This is a genomic window from Glycomyces sp. L485 (assembly GCF_022548875.1).
Classification (GTDB): Bacteria; Actinomycetota; Actinomycetes; order Mycobacteriales; family Micromonosporaceae; genus Glycomyces.
The window spans coordinates 129,986-147,396 of sequence record NZ_JAKZEW010000001.1 but is presented as its reverse complement, the minus strand read 5'-3'; the positions used below and the strand labels follow the sequence as shown (position 1 = coordinate 147,396).

At 68.8% G+C, this 17,411-nt stretch carries 20 protein-coding genes; 8 read left to right on the top strand and 12 right to left on the bottom strand.

The annotated features are described in order from the left end of the window. Window positions 1-15 precede the first annotated feature (15 nt). A complete protein-coding gene (locus L0U85_RS20985; RefSeq protein ID WP_241375695.1) occupies window positions 16-2,394 on the top strand; it encodes an FtsK/SpoIIIE domain-containing protein in 2,379 nt (792 codons plus the stop codon). Beyond that, on the top strand, window positions 2,391-3,053 hold the full coding sequence (locus tag L0U85_RS00740; protein ID WP_241375694.1) for a hypothetical protein: 663 nt from the start codon (window positions 2,391-2,393) through the stop codon (window positions 3,051-3,053). Before L0U85_RS20985 ends, L0U85_RS00740 begins: the two co-directional genes overlap by 4 nt. A gap of 62 nt (window positions 3,054-3,115) precedes the next feature. Here the strand turns inward: L0U85_RS00740 and L0U85_RS00735 are convergent, their stop codons facing one another. From L0U85_RS00735 to L0U85_RS00715, 5 genes are all read right to left on the bottom strand, one after another. Then, a complete protein-coding gene (locus L0U85_RS00735) occupies window positions 3,116-3,910 on the bottom strand; it encodes a DUF4097 family beta strand repeat-containing protein (RefSeq protein WP_241375693.1) in 795 nt (264 codons plus the stop codon). A gap of 2 nt (window positions 3,911-3,912) precedes the next feature. After that, entirely contained in the window at window positions 3,913-4,566 is a 654-nt protein-coding gene (locus tag L0U85_RS00730) for a response regulator transcription factor (protein ID WP_241375692.1), read from the bottom strand. Further along, window positions 4,554-5,813 (bottom strand): sensor histidine kinase, encoded by a 1,260-nt coding sequence (locus L0U85_RS00725; RefSeq protein WP_241375691.1) that lies wholly within the window; start codon window positions 5,811-5,813, stop codon window positions 4,554-4,556. The genes L0U85_RS00730 and L0U85_RS00725 overlap by 13 nt, the downstream gene beginning before the upstream one ends. Before the next feature lie 71 nt (window positions 5,814-5,884). Continuing rightward, window positions 5,885-6,286: a hypothetical protein gene (locus L0U85_RS00720; protein WP_241375690.1), complete on the bottom strand. Its 402-nt coding sequence runs from the start codon at window positions 6,284-6,286 to the stop codon at window positions 5,885-5,887. Beyond that, a complete protein-coding gene (locus L0U85_RS00715; RefSeq protein ID WP_241375689.1) occupies window positions 6,273-6,644 on the bottom strand; it encodes a hypothetical protein in 372 nt (123 codons plus the stop codon). Before L0U85_RS00715 ends, L0U85_RS00720 begins: the two co-directional genes overlap by 14 nt. 52 nt (window positions 6,645-6,696) lie before the next feature. Here L0U85_RS00715 and moaC point away from each other — a divergent pair, with 52 nt between their 5' ends. From moaC to L0U85_RS00695, 4 genes are read left to right on the top strand one after another with little or no spacing between them, the layout of a single operon-like run. After that, complete coding sequence (moaC, locus tag L0U85_RS00710; RefSeq protein WP_241375688.1) at window positions 6,697-7,164, top strand: cyclic pyranopterin monophosphate synthase MoaC; 468 nt, start codon at window positions 6,697-6,699, stop codon at window positions 7,162-7,164. Next, complete coding sequence (locus tag L0U85_RS00705) at window positions 7,152-7,643, top strand: MogA/MoaB family molybdenum cofactor biosynthesis protein (RefSeq protein ID WP_241375687.1); 492 nt, start codon at window positions 7,152-7,154, stop codon at window positions 7,641-7,643. Before moaC ends, L0U85_RS00705 begins: the two co-directional genes overlap by 13 nt. Continuing rightward, complete coding sequence (locus L0U85_RS00700) at window positions 7,643-8,806, top strand: molybdopterin molybdotransferase MoeA (RefSeq protein WP_241375686.1); 1,164 nt, start codon at window positions 7,643-7,645, stop codon at window positions 8,804-8,806. The genes L0U85_RS00705 and L0U85_RS00700 overlap by 1 nt, the downstream gene beginning before the upstream one ends. After that, window positions 8,803-9,216 (top strand): molybdenum cofactor biosynthesis protein MoaE, encoded by a 414-nt coding sequence (locus L0U85_RS00695; protein WP_241375685.1) that lies wholly within the window; start codon window positions 8,803-8,805, stop codon window positions 9,214-9,216. The genes L0U85_RS00700 and L0U85_RS00695 overlap by 4 nt, the downstream gene beginning before the upstream one ends. Here L0U85_RS00695 and L0U85_RS00690 read toward each other — a convergent pair. Then, entirely contained in the window at window positions 9,203-9,808 is a 606-nt protein-coding gene (locus tag L0U85_RS00690; protein WP_241375684.1) for a copper resistance CopC family protein, read from the bottom strand. The two genes, L0U85_RS00695 and L0U85_RS00690, sit on opposite strands and share 14 nt — an antisense overlap. A gap of 181 nt (window positions 9,809-9,989) precedes the next feature. Between L0U85_RS00690 and L0U85_RS00685 the strand changes: the two genes are divergently transcribed. Beyond that, window positions 9,990-10,982 (top strand): Gfo/Idh/MocA family oxidoreductase, encoded by a 993-nt coding sequence (locus L0U85_RS00685; protein WP_241375683.1) that lies wholly within the window; start codon window positions 9,990-9,992, stop codon window positions 10,980-10,982. Here L0U85_RS00685 and L0U85_RS00680 read toward each other — a convergent pair. From L0U85_RS00680 to L0U85_RS00655, 6 genes are all read right to left on the bottom strand, one after another. Continuing rightward, window positions 10,979-11,827 carry a hypothetical protein gene (locus L0U85_RS00680; RefSeq protein ID WP_241375682.1) on the bottom strand — a complete coding sequence of 283 codons (849 nt, stop codon included), beginning with the start codon at window positions 11,825-11,827 and terminating at the stop codon, window positions 10,979-10,981. The genes L0U85_RS00685 and L0U85_RS00680 overlap by 4 nt on opposite strands. 46 nt (window positions 11,828-11,873) lie before the next feature. Continuing rightward, window positions 11,874-12,278: a YbaB/EbfC family nucleoid-associated protein gene (locus L0U85_RS00675; protein WP_241375681.1), complete on the bottom strand. Its 405-nt coding sequence runs from the start codon at window positions 12,276-12,278 to the stop codon at window positions 11,874-11,876. Beyond that, window positions 12,278-12,604, bottom strand: a complete 327-nt coding sequence (locus tag L0U85_RS00670; RefSeq protein WP_241375680.1) for a YbaB/EbfC family nucleoid-associated protein — start codon at window positions 12,602-12,604, stop codon at window positions 12,278-12,280. Before L0U85_RS00670 ends, L0U85_RS00675 begins: the two co-directional genes overlap by 1 nt. A gap of 418 nt (window positions 12,605-13,022) precedes the next feature. Further along, window positions 13,023-14,726 (bottom strand): hypothetical protein, encoded by a 1,704-nt coding sequence (locus tag L0U85_RS00665; protein WP_241375679.1) that lies wholly within the window; start codon window positions 14,724-14,726, stop codon window positions 13,023-13,025. Then, entirely contained in the window at window positions 14,719-15,444 is a 726-nt protein-coding gene (locus L0U85_RS00660; protein WP_241375678.1) for a hypothetical protein, read from the bottom strand. Before L0U85_RS00660 ends, L0U85_RS00665 begins: the two co-directional genes overlap by 8 nt. Before the next feature lie 35 nt (window positions 15,445-15,479). Then, window positions 15,480-15,878 carry a hypothetical protein gene (locus L0U85_RS00655; RefSeq protein WP_241375677.1) on the bottom strand — a complete coding sequence of 133 codons (399 nt, stop codon included), beginning with the start codon at window positions 15,876-15,878 and terminating at the stop codon, window positions 15,480-15,482. A 351-nt stretch (window positions 15,879-16,229) separates the two neighbouring features. Here L0U85_RS00655 and L0U85_RS00650 point away from each other — a divergent pair, with 351 nt between their 5' ends. Beyond that, complete coding sequence (locus L0U85_RS00650) at window positions 16,230-17,285, top strand: hypothetical protein (protein ID WP_241375676.1); 1,056 nt, start codon at window positions 16,230-16,232, stop codon at window positions 17,283-17,285. Window positions 17,286-17,411: the final 126 nt, after the last annotated feature.

Below are 17,411 nucleotides of genomic sequence, written 5' to 3'. Positions count from 1 at the left end.
CCAAGAGGAGGTCCGGTGCCCGGTTTCCGCTCCACACTGGCGAAAGCGGCCGCTGGCTGCGATATCGCCGCGGCCCGGCTCGCGGCGGCCCGCCGACGGTTGGGCGAGGCCGCCTTCCGGACTCCGGTGGACCCGGCGCTGCTGGAGGCCGAACGTCGGATATCCGACGCGGCCACCGCATCCGCCGCGCACCTGCGCACCGACGCCGAGCTGCTGCACGCCGGGCAGGTGATCCTCCATGAGGGCCGGCAGCTCCCGCTGATAGTGCCGTTCGGCGAGCGCGGGCACCTGGCGACCAGCGTCGACGCCCGAGTCGACGGCGTCGCCTCCCTGGTCAGGAGCGCGATCCTGCACACCCTCGCCCACCACGACCCGGGCAAGGTCCGAGTCGCCGGCATCGACACCGCCACGCTCGGCGCGACGTTCGCGCCGCTGCGCCCCCTGGCCGACGCGGGCGTCATCGAGGCGATCGCGACCGACGCGCGCGCCGCGGCCGACGTCATCGCCGCAGCCGAGACCCAGGTGTCCGAAAGCATCGCCGGGCACCGCACCGACCGACTGCTGCTGGCGATCGCCTCCATTGGGGAGGCGCCGAAGTCGCTCATCGAGCGGATCCACGCGTTGGCGCGTTCGGGACTCGCGCACGGGGTCACCGTGCTCGCAGCCGGGATCCCCGATCTGCCGCAGGCGACGGTGCTGCACCAGGCCGACGGCCACGTCGAGGTCACGAATCCGCCGGCGGCGCCGTTCTCACGCGACGAGCGGCTGGCCGCACCGGTGGCCTGGCCCGCGGGCGCCGACCCGACCTTCCTGGCCGGGGAGGCCGCGCGGCTGGCCGAACGGGCCAGGGCCGCGGCGACCTTGACGTTCGAGGACCTCATCCCCGACGCGCCGCTCTCACAGGACCCCGCGGACGGACTGGAGATCCTCATCGGACGCGACGCCGCCGGAGAGGTGCGGATGCGCTTCGACGACGCTACGCCGCACTGGCTCGTCGGCGGGCGCACCGGCGGCGGCAAGACGGTGTTCCTGCTCGACGTGCTCTACGGCCTGGCCTCGCGCTACTCCCCTTCGGACCTGGCGCTGTTCCTGCTCGACTTCAAGGAGGGCGTCTCCTTCACCGAGTTCATTCCGACCGACCGCGACGACACCTTCATTCCCCACGCTCGCGCGGTCGGCGTCGAGTCCGACCGGGAGTACGGGCTGGCGGTGCTCAGGGCCCTGAACGAGGAGATGACGAACCGGTCGGCGGTCATGAAGCGCTTCGGCGTGTCCTCGTTCGCGGGGCTGCGGCGCCACGAGTCGTATCCGCGGATCGTGTGCGTGGCCGACGAGTTCCAGGTGCTTCTGGCCGGGAACGACAAGGTCGCCGCCGAGGCCGTGGCGCTGCTGGAGAACCTGGCGCGCAAAGGCCGGTCGTACGGCGTGCACCTGGTGCTGGCGTCGCAGACGATCTCGGGCATCGAGGCGCTCTGGGCGAAGAAGGACTCGATCTTCGGGCAGTTCCCGATGCGCGTGGCACTGCCGGGAGCGCGGACGATCCTGGAGCCGAACAACGACGCGGCGACCAGGATCTCGTTGGGGCAGGTCGTGGTCAACACCGAGGGCGGCACCGCCGGGGCCGACCGGGTGGCGCGCTTCCCCGACACCGACGCGGAGGTGATGCTGCGCCTGCGCGAGCAGCTGCGGGCCGCGCACTCGACGCACGAGGCGCCGTGCGTGTTCTACGGCTACCGGCCCGTCCACTTCACCGAGACGCTGCCGGAGGAGCGCAGGCCGGGGCGGGTGCTGCTCGGCCGGGAGGTCTCGCTGCGGCTCGAAGCCGCGGGCGTCGACCTCGATCAGCGGCCGGGACGCCACCTGGCGGTCCTCGGCTCGGACCCGGCCGGCGGGGAGGTCTTGGAGGCTGCGGCGCAGAGCCTGGCCTTCCACGCGCCGCCGAGCCGGCAGTTGTGGACAGTGGACTACACCGGGACCGCGACTGCACAGGATGTATCCAATAGGATTTCACCCCAGGAGTTCGCGGCCAAGCTCGGCGAAGTCCCCGACGACACGACGATCCTCGCCTGGGGACTCGAAGCCGCCGCGCTCGACATGAAGGGCCAGCAGGCACTCCGCAACCTGCTGCGCACCGGACCGGCCCGCGGCGTCCACCTGCTCGCCTGGTGGCGGATCTACCGACGCTTCCTCGACGACATCGGCGGCAGCGCCGGACGCGAGGACATCGCCTGCTCGCTCGTCCTCAACCTCCCCGGAGCGGAGATATCCAGCCACTTCGGACAGCAGTTCCAGCACTGGAGCCCGCGCCCCGGACGCGCCCTGCTCATCGACCGCCACGCCGACACAGGCTCGGGACGGCTGCTCGTGCCCTTCACGAGAAAGGAACACGCGTGAGCGCGTTCGACGACTACCTCGCCCAGCTGCGCCGCCTCGACGAGACTCGCCGCAGCGCCGACGAGGCCGCCACCCTCGCCGCCTCCCGGACCGAATCGCTCGGCCAGCGGGCCGAGAGACTCGCCCAGCAGGCCACCGCACAGCGCGCCGCCGTCGACGAACTCGCCGGAACCGCCCGCGTCGCCCCCCCTCCGCGCACCACCGCCCAGCCGCTCGGCGGGGACGCGGCCACCGAGATCGGCGCCGCCGAGGCCGACTTGCGGACGGCCGCGGTGGAATTCGAGGAGGCGCGATTCCTGGCCTACCGCCCACCGTGGCTCCCGCGCTGGCGCACCGACGAGCGCAACGGTCTCCTCTATGGCCTGTTCGCCCTCGCCTCGCTGCTGGTGCAGTTCACGGTCCTGCGGATCTGGCACGGCCTGAGCCCCACCGACCAGTTCGGAGCGGAAGTCACCGTCGGCATCGCCACGCAACTGCTCTTCATCGCCATCGTCGTGTTCATTCCGCTGCTGACGTTCGGACTCGCCTGGCTCACCATCGGCGTCGCCGGGCGCCCCGCCATCGCCGACGACGAGAAGCGCCTCGAACGGAACTACCGGCTCGGCCTGGTCGTCTGCTGCTCGACCCTGATCGTCGCCGCAATGGGCTACCTCGGCTGACCGTCTGACCGCTGCCGGCACTGCCCGGCTGCTTCGAGTCCGATTCCGGCTCCGGTCCGTTCCTATGACGCGTAGCGGACGTCCAGGTCGCCGACGCTGGTGCTCACCTGGATCAGGTAGTCGGCCTCTGCGGCGCGGTCGGTGGCGATGTCGATGTTCTGCTCGCCGATGCTGGACTCGAACCGCACCTCGTAGGTGGTGCCGTCGTCGGGCACCACGATGGTCACATTGCCGACGCTCGTGGTGACGGTGACGTCGCCCAGCACTTCCGCGAAGCGCAAAGAGACGTCGCCGACGCTGTTCTCGACGACCGTCTCGGTCGTGCGCAGGCGCTCCGCTTCGATCGTGCCGGCGCTCGAAAGCAGGCGCATCTCGCCGTCGAGACCGTCGGCGCGGATGTCGGCGAGATCGGTGCGCACATCGGCGGCGGTGCCGCTGGGCAGACTCATCCAGTACTCCACCGAGCACAGGTCGACGCCGAAGTCGATCGGGAAGCCCGTGTCGCATTCGGCGTCGACCGCGAAAGAGTCGTCGTCGACCCACTCCTCGGTGATGGCCGGCGCGTCCCCCCGCCAAGTCGATTCGCGGTGCACCCCGAACCCACCGTCGTCGTCCGAGGTCAGGTTCACCGCACCCATCGACACATCGACGTCCACGTTGGCGACGGCCCGCTGGAAGTCCTCGGAGTGGAACTCCATCTTCTCCGGTGACGGGAGCGTCCACAGCAGCAGACCCGCTGTGGCCGCCCCCGTCAGGAGCACCACGCCGGTGAGGATGCCGCCGAGGATCCACCAGGCCTTGTGGCGCGAGCGCGGAGGATCGGGGGTAGTGGGAGTGGAGGCTCTCGTATCGATCATGGTCAGTCCTTCGCATTCCCCTGCAGGAACTTCAGAATGGCGAGTACGCGACGGTTGCCGCTCTCGGTCGGCGGGAGACCGAGCTTCGAGAAGATGCTGTTGATGTGCTTGCTGACAGCGCCTTCGCTGAGCACGAGGACGTCGGCGATGCCGCTGTTCGAACGGCCCTCGGCCATGTGCGACAAGACCTCCCGTTCCCGCCTGGTGAGCCGGTCCAGTTCGTCCCCGTCTCGGCGGACCAGCAGCTGGGACACGACCTCGGGGTCGAGCGCGGTCCCGCCGCCGGCCACCCGGCGCAGCGAGTCGAGGAACTCCTCGACGTCGGCGACACGGTCCTTCAGCAGGTAGCCGATGCCTCGCATCTGCCCGGTCAGCAGTTCGACGGCGTAACGCTCCTCGACGTACTGGGAAAGCAGGAGCACGGCCAGATCCGGGAACCGGCGGCGCAGCACCAGCGCTGCGCGGACCCCCTCGTCGCTCTGGTCGGGCGGCATCCGCACATCGGCGACCACCAGGTCGGGGCAGTCGCCCTCCACCGACCGGAGCAACTGCTCGGCGTCGCCCACGGTGTCGACGACCTCGATGCCGCCGATCTCCATCAACCGGGCGAGGCCCTCCCGCAGCAGGACCGAGTCCTCGGCGATCACGACGCGCATGGCAACTCCACTTCAACGGTGGTCGGACCCCCTGCGGGGCTGGTCAATCTGAACGTCCCGTCGACGGACCTGACCCGGTCGGCCAGTCCGCGCAGGCCGGTGCCGCGATCAGGGTCGGCGCCACCGGCCCCGTCGTCGGTGATCGCCAGCCGCAGCAGGTCGTCACTCAGCGCGACCTCGACGGACGCGTGCTCGGCGGAGGCGTGCCTGGCCGCGTTCGTCAAAGCCTCGGAGACGACGAAGTAGGCCACCGCCTCCAGATCCCGGGCCACCCGTCGGTCCATGTCGACGCGCAGTCGCACCGGCACCGGCGATCGCGCCGCCACCGCCGACAGTGCCGCGTCGAGCCCCCGGTCCTCCAGCACCGCCGGGTGCAGGCCCCGGACGAGGTCCCGCAGCTCCCCCAAGGCCTGCTTGGCCTCCTCATGGGCCTGCTCGATGGCGCGCGTGGCGGGCTCGGAGGCGTCGGTGAGCGTGGCCCGGGCGATGCCGAGGTTCATGGCCAGCGAGGTGAGCCGCTGCTGCGCGCCGTCGTGGAGGTCGCGCTCGATGCGGCGACGCTCGGCATCGGCGGCGTCGACTGTGGAGTCTCGACTGGCCGCCAGGTCGCTGACCCGCAGCGCCAGCTCCTCGTTGCGGGTGGTGCCCAGCAGCCGCCGCGCCATCGCCGCGTCCAGCCCGGCCAGGCCGCGGGTCGCCCAGGGAGCGACCAGCAGCATCGCCAGTCCGACCCCGCTGACCGCCCAAGGATGGCCGGGGCCGCCGGGACCGGCCCCGATCCAGTACAGCGGCGCCGGCACCATTGCCGCGCCGAGGGCCCAGGGCGCGACCGCGACGACTGCCGAGACGGGGCCGTAAACGGAGGCGACGAGGTGGTACGAGAGCTGACGCCACGTCTTCGGACCGCGAAGGTAGGCGACGAGGGCGCGGGGGGCGAACGTCAGCGGCCTCGAAGGGGCGTTCGGCCACCGCAGACGCAGGAAGGCGGTGTGGCGGGAGCGTTGGAGATCCGCGAGCACCGCACTGGAGGGGAACACCGCGATGAGGGCGGCGATCGTGACGATGACCGTCGGGATGCCGGCGGCGGCCGTGCTCACCAGGATGAGGATCGCGACTCCGCCGGTGACGCCGACGATGGAGCCGGTCACCAGGTGCATGAGCGCGAGCCAGGTGGGCGCTGCCCACAGTGCTCCCACGGCGGCGAGGGGGACGCCGTGCCATCGGCCGGACGTCGCTGTGCGTTCCATGCTGTGAACACTATTGGCGGCTCCGGACCTGCGCATTGCCGCGGGCCGCCGACTTCACGGTGGAGTTGTCTCTACCTTCGCCGCAACAGATAGACCAGGCCGGCCGCGGGAAGGACGAGCGGCACGAACCCGTACCCCGAGCCGAAGTGGGACCACACCGACGCCTCGGGGAACCACTCCGGCACCGCGAAGCTCAGCGCGCCCACGCCGACGACGCCGACCAGTTCGACGCTCACCGCCGCGAGCGCGACCCCGGCGGCCCCGCGCACGATCGCCACCGCGGCCACCAGGTAGATCAACGCGGCGATCGCACTGAGGCCGTAACTGACAGGGGCCTGGTCGAACTTCGTCGACAGCTGGTAGCCCGCCCGCACCCCGGCGGAGACGGCGAATACGACGTAGAGCAGGACGATGAGCCGGCCGAACCCGGCCGACAGGGCCCGCTTCGCGGGCGGGGCTTCAGGCGACGACATCGATCTGGAACTCCCAAATCTGGTGGATCCGCAGCATCAGCGCGGCCACGATCAGGCCGGAGGCGGCGACCGTGCCGATGCCCCAGCGACTGCGGTCGATCGAGCCCCAGAACAGGGCTGCGACCGGCACCAGCAGCGTGGTGACGAGATAAGAGAAGAACAGCGCCTTGCCGCTCCCGGAGGCGCCGGGGACGAGGACGATCGAGGTGACCAGCTGCGCGAGCAGGAGCACCTCCAGGACGCCGACGCCCACGACGTTCGCGGGGCCGACCTCCTTGGACCGCGCGGTGTCGACGAAGAACCACGCGGCCAGCGCCAGCGCGGCGGCCTGCACCGTGAGGTAGAGCCATTCGATCACGCCCCAAACGCTAGCCCAGCCGGGATCGGCCTCCGCGGCTAGACTTCGGGGCATGGCTGACCTCACGCACGTCGACTCCACGGGCGCTGCCCGCATGGTCGACGTCTCGGACAAGGACGTCTCCAACCGCATCGCCTGGGCGACCGGGCGGCTTCGCACGACGCCGGAGGTGGTGGCGGCGCTGCGCGAGAACTCCCTGGCGAAGGGGGACGCGCTGGCGACGGCCCGGATCGCCGGAATCATGGGGGCCAAGCGCACGTCGGACCTGGTGCCGCTGTGCCACCCGATCGCGATCACCGGCGTGAAGGTCGAGCTGGCCGTGACCGACGACGGCGTCGACATCGCCGCGCGCGTCAAGACCGCCGACCGCACCGGGGTCGAGATGGAAGCGTTGACGGCGGTGTCGGTGGCGGGGCTTACCTTGGTGGACATGGTCAAGGCGCTGGACCCGGCCGCGCGGATCACCGACGTCCAAGTCGAGGAGAAGGTAGGAGGGAAGACGGGCGAATGGCACCGATAAGCGCTGTCGTCGTGGTGGCCTCGAACAGGGCCGCCGACGGCGTCTACGAAGACACTTCCGGGCCGGTCCTGGTCGATGAACTCGCTTCACGCGGCTTCAACGTGGCCGGGCCGGTCGTGGTCCACGACGGCGACGAGGTCGAGCAGGCCCTGCGCGACGCGGTCGACGACGGGTACGACCTGGTCATCACCTCCGGCGGCACCGGTTTGACCTCCAAGGACCTCACTCCCGAGATGACGCGCCGCGTCATCGACCGCGAGGTCCCCGGCATCGCCGAGGCGATCCGTGCCGCGGGCGCGGCGAAGACTCCGCTCGCGGCCCTGTCGCGCGGCCTCGCCGGGGCGAAGGGCAAGACGCTCATCGTCAACATCGCCGGGTCGACCGGCGCCGCCAAGGACGCGCTCGAGGTGCTCAGTAGCGAGCTGATCGATCACGCCGTGTCGCAGCTGCACGACGGCGACCACGGGAGGTCGGACTGATGCCGATCAGCTGGGCCGAGGCCCGCGAGACCGCTTGGCGGGCCGGGTACGAGGCCCGCGGGGCCGCCGAGGTTCTGCCGTTCGACGCGGCGGCCGGCTCGGGGCTGGCCGCCCCGCTCACGGCCGCCTCCGATCTCCCGGCGTTCCCGACCTCCGCAGTGGACGCCTGGGCGGTCGCCGGGGAGGGTCCGTGGCGCATCACCGGGGCGGAGGTGCTGGCCGGTTCGGTCCCGGCGCCCATGGGGCCGGGTGAGGCCGTCAAGATCGCCACCGGCGCGCAGGTCCCCGCGGGAACCGAGGGTCTCATCCGGATCGAGAACGCCGAGGTGTCGGGCGGGGCCGTCACCGGATCGCCCGCACGCGAATGGCGCGAGCCCGGCGAGGAGGCCAAGGCCGGGGAGGAGCTGCTGCCGGGCGGCGCCAGGATCACGCCGCCGGTCATCGGCCTCGCCGCCGCGGCAGGGCACTCGGCTCTGCCGGCCCACCCGCGCCCGCAGGCGCGGATCGTCGTCTTCGGCGACGAGCTGCTGACCGGCGGCGTCTCCCGTGAGGGGCGTGTCCGCGACTCGCTGGGCCCGATGATCCCCCACATGCTCGACGCCGCGGGCGCTCGCTTCACCGTCGGCGCTATCGGGCCGGTCGCCGACACTCTCGACGAGCACGTCGCCGCGCTGCGAGTCTCCACCGCCGACGCGGACCTCACCTGCACGACCGGGGGGACCATGGTCGGCCCGGTCGACCATCTCCACGCCTCGCTGAAGGAGATCGGCGCGAGCTACGTGGTCAACACCGTGTCGGTGCGCCCGGGGTTCCCGATGCTGTTGGCGCGCACCGATGAGGGCCGCTTCATCGCCGGGCTGCCCGGCAACCCGCAGTCGGCGGTGATCGCCGTGGTGACGCTCGTGGCACCGCTGCTGGCGGGGCTGCGCGGGCTGCCGCTGCCGGAGCTCGGCCTGGTCACGCTCGCCGAGCACGTCCCGGGGCGGGGCGAGGCGACGCATCTGGCACTGGTGGACCGGGGCGGGAACCGGCTCGGCCATCACGGCTCGGCGATGCTGCGCGGTCTGGCGAGTGCCGCGGGCTTCGCAGTCGTCGCGCCGGGCAGCGAGGCCGGGGCCGGGCAGACGGTGCCGCTCGCTACGGTGCCCGGGGTGACGGCATGATCAGGGCGCGGATCAGTGAGGCGACCATCGAGGTCGCCGAGCACGAACGGGCCGTCTCAGTCGACGTCGCCGGAGCGGTGGTGACCTTCTCGGGGAACGTCAGGGACCACGACCACGGCCGCGGTGTCAAGGCCCTCGGCTACGAGGGGCACCCGTCGGCCGAGCCGATTCTTCGCGAGATCGCCGAGGAGATCGTGTCCCGTCCCGGTGTCCACGGCGTCGCCGTGTCGCACCGGGTCGGGGATCTCGCGATCGGGGACGCGGCGCTGGTCGCCGCCGTCTCGGCCGAGCACCGGCGCGAGGCCTTCGAGGCCTGCGCGGACCTGGTCGACGAGGTGAAGTCGCGGCTGCCGATCTGGAAGCACCAGTTCTTCACCGACGGCGGCGACGAATGGGTCAACTGTCCGTAGGAGTCTTCCGGCCGAGAAGTTTCACCAGCAGCACGCCGCCGACTACGACGACGAGGGCGGCGAGCAGGATCATCGCCAGCGCGGCGCCGGTGTTCGACTCGTCTTCTTCGGCGGCCGTCTCGGTGGGCGCTTCCTCGGCGCCGGTCGTGGCCGGGGCCTCGGCCGTCGGATCCTGAGGCCCTGCGCCCTCGGCGAGCAGCTCGTCGGGGACGGATTCGACGGTGAAGACCAGCGAGTCGTCGACGCGGTGGCCGTCCTCGGAGATCACGCGGAACGCCACGGTGTACTCGCCGGGTGCGGTGTACAGCATCGGCTGTGTGAAGGTGTCGCCGTCGAACGTCGGCTCGTCGACTTCGAGGACCTGGCCGGCCGGGTCGGTGACGGCGATCTCGGTGGAGGGCCCGTCGAGGAGCTCGGAGAAGGTGGCCGAGACCGAAGCCGGGGCGGTGTCCAGGGTCGAGCCGTCTTCGGGGTCGGTGCCGACCAGGGCGGCGTGCGCTGACGCCGACGAGGCGGTCGCGACGGCCAGGGCCGCGCCGCAGCCTGCGGCGAGGAGGGTCTTCACGGCGAGTCTGAGAGAACCTTGCGACATGAGGCCATGGTGTCACAGCCGCCGCGGTTCCCGATTGCGCGACGAGTCACACGCCGTCGCAGGTCACAGGCATGCGGTTACAATACGTGCGCGAAACATCCATTGAATTGCGCACTTGGTGCGGATAGTCCGCCTAACCCGCGTGTTGACGATCGCCGGAAGTTGTGATGTGCTTACGTCCATGGTTGAACCGATCCGATGGGGAATCCTGGCGACCGGCAACATTGCATCGACCTATGTAGAAGATCTTGCCCTGCTCGACGACTGCCGGGTCACCGCTGTGGCCTCCAGATCGGCCGAGCGTGCTGCCGCTTTTGCCAAGAAGTACGACATTCCCCATGCTTGGGATTCCGTCCAAGCGCTTGCCCAAGACCCTGACGTGGACATCGTCTACGTCGCCACTCCCCATTCCCACCATTACATTCCGACCATCCAACTGCTCGAGGCCGGGAAGCACGTGCTGTGCGAGAAGGCGTTCGCCTACAACGCCGGCCAGGCCAAGACCATGTTCAACGTCGCCCGCGAGCACCAGCGGTTCCTCATGGAGGCCATGTGGACCCGCTGCAATCCCGCGATCCGCGAGATGCGTCGCGCGATCAAGGAGGGCATGATCGGCGAGGTCATCGCCGTTCACGGCAACTTCGCGCTGCACGGTGACTTCGGCCCGAAGCACCGCCTGCGCAACCCGGATCTCGCCGGGGGCGCACTGCTCGACCTCGGCGTCTATCCGATCACGCTGGCCCACTTGGCGCTCGGGGTGCCTGAGAGCATCCACGCGGAATCGATCATGACGCCCGAGAGCGTCGACTCGTACACGGCGTTGACCCTGCGGTACCCGAATGCGATCGCCCAGCTGTCGTGCTCGTTCATCGGCGGGGCGTCGAACGCGGTCACCATCTCGGGCTCCGAGGGCCGCATCGAGCTGTACGACTACGCCTACAGGCCCAGCGGCTACACGCTGATCCGGTACGGCGAGGCGCCCCGGGACTTCGAGGCTCCGTACGTCGGCCACGGTTACGTCCACGAGGCGCTCGAGGTCCACAGGGCATTGCGCCAGGGGCGTCTCGAGTCCACACTGGTCCCGCCTTCGAGCACCATCGAGGTGATGGAGATCATGGACGAGGTGCGGGGGCAGATCGGCCTGCACTACCCGGGTGAGACCCGCCCGCTCTAGTTCTCGACCTTCTCTTGGAGCCGCTCGCGTTTCGCGACGATCGCCGCGTGCTTCTCGCGAAGCCAGGCGGCCCGCTGCTCGGCGCTCGCGGTCGAGGTGGACGGCGCGGCTTCCACTTGGACACCGCGCCGTCCGGCCTCGCCGCGGATGATCTGGTCGAGGCCGGGCAGGAGCGCCATCACCGGACCGGTGAAGAAGCCGGTCTCGGCTTCTCTGGTGCGGATCCAGCCTTTGTACTCGATCTCGCAGACGACCTGGCGGCTTCCGGCCTCGGGGTCCTTGATGGCCAGTTCGGAGACCAGTGCCCACAGTGTGAAGACCGCCTCGGTGGCCTTCTCGGCGGCCCAGGAGCGGCCGGGAACCGGCGGCAGCACCGTCGAGATCCTGTCGATGAAGTTGTCGGTGCTGAGCTTCTCGACGATCCCGTCGAGCGTGCGGGTGCGGATCGCCTGCACCTTGCCCCACTTGGCGGTGTCGCCGTCGAAACCGACCTCTTCGGGTCCGATGTCGATGGTGCCGAACCGGTCGAGCTGGCGCAGCAGCACTCCGGTGCCGGTGGGCGGCTTCGACCCGGCGGTGACCAGCTTGGACAGACTCCACTGCCACGGCTCGACGACGGGGTCGGCCGGCAGCGGGAGCCGCTTCAGCAGCTCCTCGACGTCGCCCTCGGAGATGGAGGTCTTCAGTTCCCCGGCGAAGCCCGTCGCGGCATCGACCTTGCCGCGGGCCAGACCGGTCGCGGCGTCGCGCTTCTCGCGGGCGGTCTCGACGCCGACGTCGACGACCGTCCTGCCCGCGTCCTGAGCGCGCTGCTTGATCTGGTCCAGGCGGTCCTTCATTCCCATGCAGGAAAGATACCCACGCGCCGCAAGCGCGCGTGGGGACCTCACCTCAGTCGCGGTCGAGGTTGTCCCTCGCGCGGTCGCGCAGATGCTCGGGCATGTCGCGGGTGACCATCCCCATGACGTCGATCCGGTCGCCGACGAGCGCCTGCGCCATGTCGGCCATCTTCATGGCGTGGGTGGCGACGGCCTCGTCGATGGTCGAGCGGATGATGCCGCCGAGAGCATGGCGGTGGCGCATGGCCATCTCGTCGATGCCGATCTCGGCGACGCGGCCGTCCTCATCGAGCCTGACTCGGACCAGGCCGTCCTCGGAGTAGGCCTCGACGGCCTCGGCGCCCATCTCGGCGCGCAAGTCCTCGTACTTCTGGAGGGTCTGCTCCGCGTCGCGCTGCATCTGCTGAAGCTTCGCGAGCATCTCCTCCGGGTCGGGACGCTGGTTGCGGTCGCTCATCACCGTTCCTCCTCGAGTTCCTCGCGCGTGGGCATGCCTCCGCCGAAGACGTCGGAGGGAAGCGTCATGCCGGTCTCGCGGCCGATCGCCTCACTCAGCTCGCGGTCGACAGCACTGTTCGCGGCCTTGATCGTCTCGACGATCATCTCGCCGAGCTCGACGCCGCTCATCTTGAACGCGTTGTGCCGCAAGTCCAAGTCCTTGATCTGACCACCCGGGCCGGCGACCACTCGGACGGCCGCGTTGTCTGAAACGGCCTCGGCCTCGGCCTCCGCCACCAATCGCTGGATCGCAGCCGCGTCGGGCATATTTCCTTGCTGGTCCATGCCTTGTACCGTAACCGATGCGTGCTATACGAGCACGACCGCGAAACCCGCGGGGACACGGCTGCGCGCTGATGCTTTAGCCACGGTGCCGCCGTTCCTCGCCGTCCATGCGGCGCAGCTACGGGCGGTCCTTCGCCGGTGTCTCGCACGTCGTCGCCGACCGAGAACTCGAGTCACGAGATTCCCATCGACCTCCGCGATTTCGGAGGCATTCTCGTGATGTCATCTACAACTTACGCTGGATGCGATTGCGGAGCTCTACAGCAGATCCACCTTGGAAGACGATCCGATCGCAGTTCTCCTTGTAGGCAGACTCGAAATAGACAGCGCCGGGATCTGAGAATCACCGCCACTTCACTCGACCAATGCGCTGGAAGTACGTCCGGGCCGGAGCCTCCCAGCCCGGACATCTGAATCGCTAGGCATAGGGGTCTTCGTCTTCGTTGCCGATACCCCAGACGTCATCGTCTTCGACGAGCCAGGTGTCCTTGCCGTCTTGGTTCTCTCCGGCTCCGCCCATGCCGCGGCCGCCACCGCCCATCATGCCGCCCATGCCGCCACCGCGGCCGCCGCCACCACGACCGGCGCCACCAGCTCCGGCTCCGGCACCCTTCATGCCGCCAGCGCCGCGACCACCGGCTCCAGCGCCGGCTCCCCGGCCGGCGCCACCGGCGCCCATCATGCCGCCCACGCCACCGGGGCCGGCTCCAGGACCACCGGCACCTCCGCCGAGGCCGCCTCCAGCGCCGCCTGGGCTGCCGCCGGCACCGCCGAGTCCCGAACCGCTGCTGAAACTGCCACCACTGGCGAGACCACCGGAGACGTCGTCAGGATCGGAGATTCCAGAACTCCAAGGATTATCGGAGCCGATGCCGCCTGTGCCTCCCACGCCGCTCGAGCCGGGTGGGTTGAGCGACGAACCATCAGGGGGCGTCGGGGTGTCAACACCGGCCGGCGGGGAGTACCCGCCGGCGTCCCCGAGCCCGGCCCCGCTCCCAGACGGGACACTCGGGGTGGGCGGATCGCTCACGCCGCCGTAGCCGCCGTCGTCAGGCATCGAACCGCCGTCGGACAGGGCCGGCTGGCGGGGCTCGGTCGGGTCCTCGTAGCGGGACAGGCTGCGGTCCATGTCGTTGGAACGGCCGACGATGTCGTCGTTGTTCTCCTGCGACGCCTGCTGGTAGTCGTCACGAACCTGGCTCTGGAACTCGTCGGTTTCAGTCAGGATCTCGCTGCGTGCCTGCTGCCGAAGAGCTTCGTCGCTCGGCGTGAGGTAGTAACTTTGTGGGTTGTTTGCGTGCAGCTGCTGCTGTTCCTGGTGGTACTCGACCAGATCCTGGTAGCGCGCGTCGATCGCGCTGTTGACCTCGTTGAGGTACGAGGGGTCGACGCCGACCATGTAAATCGCGTCCTCCGGATTGATCTTCCGGCAAGTGCCCTCGTCCCACCACGGAGGACGGCAGTGGACCTCGTCCTCGCAGAACCAGTTGTCCTCGGTGTAGAACTGCGGCGACGGGAACGGGACCTGTCCGTCGTAGCCGCCTTGGAGGGAGAAGATGTTCTCCTGCTCCGAATTGAGCAGAGTCATGACTCCATCGACGTCATCCAGGATGCCCTCAGCGAGACCGATGGTGTCGGTGATGGATTCGGCGAAAGCGTCAAAGTCATCACCGACCCACTCCAGTGAAAGTTCCTCAGCCTTGGACTTGAGCTCGTCAGGGAAGTCCTGCCAAGCTGTGTAGACCTTGAGGTCCCATTCTACACCGATTCTGTCCAGCGCATGGTCGCTGCATCCGGACGGACGCATCGCCTCGACGATCGTGCTGAAGTGTTCTTCCTTGGGAGCCGCGAGTCTGTCGATGTTCTTCGGCCGAATATGGCCGGACTCCGCGAAGTCCTCGACGGGGACCGCCGACATCAGTTTCTCCCAGTACTGTTGAGCCGGGTGGTCGCCAAGGGAGCAACCATCCTCATCGCACTGGTTTCCAGAAACGGACTGCTCGACGTTCTGGATCGCGGTCTCATCGATGGAGAGGTGCGAATCCCATGTCTGACTGTACGTCTCCTGCTGGTAATCACCAGGTCCGGCATCGAAGTCGTGTGATTCGCCGGAGTCACTCATTCTTAACACCCGCTTCCTGAAGGGCGTCCTCTACCAGCTTGTGTTCCTGGGGAAAGTACGAATTGATGAGGTAGTCCGTGACTTCATCGTTGGTCCAGGAGTAGGAGGGGTCGCCTTCATCGTGTGCCGGATCAGGACCTATCTCGACATACACCCAGAGGATGTAAGCACCGTCTCTGGCCAGAAGCTCCCAAGCGTCACCCGTGTCGTCCTCGTCGCGCAGGTAGACTCCCTCATCCCAGGCGCCCGGAAGCTCGGATTCAGTCGCGTTTCCGAGACTGTCCTTTCGGACCTGCACGCGATCAGCGAAATCTGTCGCCGCCGTCTCGGCGTCCTCCCAAGGGACGACCGCTACCAATAGCATGCCGTCGCCTGTGCGCTCGTGCCCACGATCATTGGTCCACTTGGTGTAGTTGATCAGCGTCTGACACATCACTGCCGGCTGATCCAAGCCAACCCCATAGGGAGAGTTGATCTTGCCATCACCGCGGTACTCCGCGTAGTCGAACCATTCGGCGAGTTCGTCGAAGTCGAATGTCTCGCACGGCTCCTCCCAATCACGGAGGACATAGGCCGCGTTGGCAGTAGAGCTGCCGTCGTCGCCTTCGTTCCCGGCGTCCAGCGGCGGGCCGTCACCGGTTGCGCCTCCACTGCAGGCGGTGGCGGCGATCAGGAGCGCGCCCATCGAGGCGGCCATACCTGTGAGCTTGTGCTTCATCTCGTGAATCGTCCTTTCGGAACTGCGGAACGCGATCAGACCGCGTAGTAGCCGCCGCCTTGGTACATGTTGTCAGTATTGAGGTTCGAAGACCCGGTGTCGCCGACCTGGTCTTCGCGATCGCTCATCTCCTGAACGTTCGCCTCCTCCGAATACCCGTGGTCTTCCAGCGACTTGTTCAGCGCGTCGATGAGGGCGTAGAAGGTCTGTCGAAGCGCTTGGACGTTGTTCCAGATCGTTTGATGCGATTGCTTGTACGTGGGAATCGCCGTCTGCTTCGCCGAATCTGTCAGTCCGAACGCCGGAGCATACTTCAGTTCGCCGTTCTTCATGGTCTCAATCGGACCGCCGTCGCCCTCCAGCTCGTCGAGCTTGCCAATGAGGTAGTCGCGAAAGCTCACTACAGAGTCGGGGTCGAACTTGCGCTCTGCCACGGGGATCCTCCGAGGTATGGCGGGTCATGGGTGATAGGTCAGATTCAGGTTAGCAGGGGCCCGCAAACACTGCAGGCCTGAAGGGGCGCACCCGAGAGTGTGCTGAAACCGCTGGCCACAGGGTCTTTCGACGGCCCTCCGGGCCGGGGTCCACAGCGCCATTTGGGCACCGCGAGGCCGTGGTGCACCGGTAGTGTCAGGGGTGGATCACGCTGGCTCGCAGATCGGATGCCATATTCAATGAAGCCGACAGGCGCTGGTTTCACGTCCATCGACGATATCGACCCGATGCCTCGGGCCGCTTACCGTGATGGGTCCGGCCGGTGGTTCGCTGGCTCGGAGCGGTTCTCGGTGCGGTACGAGCCGGCCAAGGTGTACCGGGACGGAGCGTCGGTGGCCGTCGAACCCGGAGCCGGCCTCGGCATGCTGGATGTCTTCGTGTGCACCAACGGTTCGGCCACCGGGGCCGGGGTGCTGTTGGTCGATGGCGACGTCGTCGGGGCCGGGGACGGCCGCTACCAGGTGGAACTGGCGCCCGGAGAGCATCGACTGGAGGTCCAGGGCTCCGAGGCGGCTACTTGGGCGTTCTCGGTCGCGGCAGGCGAGCGGGTGTACTTCACCAGCGCCCATGCGGTGGCGATTCCGCAGCAGCCCGGATTCCGGGTGTGGCTGTACCAAGTGGAAGACGATTCGTGTTTCTTTCCGGCGGTCACCCGGAAGGCGGCCCGGAGCGCGAGCCTCGGATGCCTGCTGACGGTCGCCGGGCTGATCGCCGTGATGGTCGCGGCGGTATGGGCCGCCTCCACCGGAAGCCGGGACGCCGAGACCGTCGCGGCGCTGGCGGTGGTGCTGAGCGCGGTCGGTCTGGTGACGGGAGTCGCCATGGGAGTTCGGACCGCGCAGCGGATGCAGCGGGACCTGGAGGCGAGCCGGGTGGGGACTTGGCGGCGAGCGGACTCGGCAACGTGCCTGAGAGGGGAGGCCGTCGCGTTCCCCTCGACGCACGACCTGCACCTGTGGCCCGCCGAGGAGAGCGGCGTCTCCCTTGTGTTCGACCTGCTGCTGTACCGGGTCGCACGGGCATCCGACGGCGTCGCCTATTCCGGGAGCGGGGCGTCGCTCGCGCTCGCGCATGCCGGGGAAGTGCGACTGCGGATCGACGGTGTCGAAGTCCCTTGTGATTGGTCGGTCTGGTTCTACCCGCTGACCACCGGGATCCACGTGTTCAGGGTCGAGTACGGGCCCGACGCCGAGGGCGACGCCGCGGTCCACGAGTTCACGCTCGATGTCGGCGAGACCGCCACGGTTCATGTCCCCGTACGGGCCTTCCGGGTCTTCGACGAGTCGACCGGGCTGCTCTCCCGGTTGACGCCCCGGATCTCGCACTACGCGGAGGATCAGGCGTAGACCCCGTCCTCGGGGAGCCTGCCCGTGGACGACCACCCGGTCGTCCGCTTCGCCGCCGTCGTCGATCGTCGTCGAACCTCCTGATCACGCCAGGCGGAGACGACTGTGCCGTTTGGCTACTCTGGG

What these genes read in the sequence shown, in the direction of transcription:
- L0U85_RS00735 (WP_241375693.1), bottom strand. Translation starts at nt 3,910, where the DNA reads ATGATCGATACGAGAGCCTCCACTCCCACTACCCCCGATCCTCCGCGC.
- L0U85_RS00730 (WP_241375692.1), bottom strand. Translation starts at nt 4,566, where the DNA reads ATGCGCGTCGTGATCGCCGAGGACTCGGTCCTGCTGCGGGAGGGCCTC.
- L0U85_RS00725 (WP_241375691.1), bottom strand. Translation starts at nt 5,813, where the DNA reads ATGGAACGCACAGCGACGTCCGGCCGATGGCACGGCGTCCCCCTCGCC.
- L0U85_RS00720 (WP_241375690.1), bottom strand. Translation starts at nt 6,286, where the DNA reads ATGTCGTCGCCTGAAGCCCCGCCCGCGAAGCGGGCCCTGTCGGCCGGG.
- moaC (WP_241375688.1), top strand. Translation starts at nt 6,697, where the DNA reads ATGGCTGACCTCACGCACGTCGACTCCACGGGCGCTGCCCGCATGGTC.
- L0U85_RS00705 (WP_241375687.1), top strand. Translation starts at nt 7,152, where the DNA reads ATGGCACCGATAAGCGCTGTCGTCGTGGTGGCCTCGAACAGGGCCGCC.
- L0U85_RS00700 (WP_241375686.1), top strand. Translation starts at nt 7,643, where the DNA reads ATGCCGATCAGCTGGGCCGAGGCCCGCGAGACCGCTTGGCGGGCCGGG.
- L0U85_RS00695 (WP_241375685.1), top strand. Translation starts at nt 8,803, where the DNA reads ATGATCAGGGCGCGGATCAGTGAGGCGACCATCGAGGTCGCCGAGCAC.
- L0U85_RS00690 (WP_241375684.1), bottom strand. Translation starts at nt 9,808, where the DNA reads ATGTCGCAAGGTTCTCTCAGACTCGCCGTGAAGACCCTCCTCGCCGCA.
- L0U85_RS00685 (WP_241375683.1), top strand. Translation starts at nt 9,990, where the DNA reads ATGGTTGAACCGATCCGATGGGGAATCCTGGCGACCGGCAACATTGCA.
- L0U85_RS00680 (WP_241375682.1), bottom strand. Translation starts at nt 11,827, where the DNA reads ATGGGAATGAAGGACCGCCTGGACCAGATCAAGCAGCGCGCTCAGGAC.
- L0U85_RS00675 (WP_241375681.1), bottom strand. Translation starts at nt 12,278, where the DNA reads ATGAGCGACCGCAACCAGCGTCCCGACCCGGAGGAGATGCTCGCGAAG.
- L0U85_RS00670 (WP_241375680.1), bottom strand. Translation starts at nt 12,604, where the DNA reads ATGGACCAGCAAGGAAATATGCCCGACGCGGCTGCGATCCAGCGATTG.
- L0U85_RS00665 (WP_241375679.1), bottom strand. Translation starts at nt 14,726, where the DNA reads ATGAGTGACTCCGGCGAATCACACGACTTCGATGCCGGACCTGGTGAT.
- L0U85_RS00660 (WP_241375678.1), bottom strand. Translation starts at nt 15,444, where the DNA reads ATGAAGCACAAGCTCACAGGTATGGCCGCCTCGATGGGCGCGCTCCTG.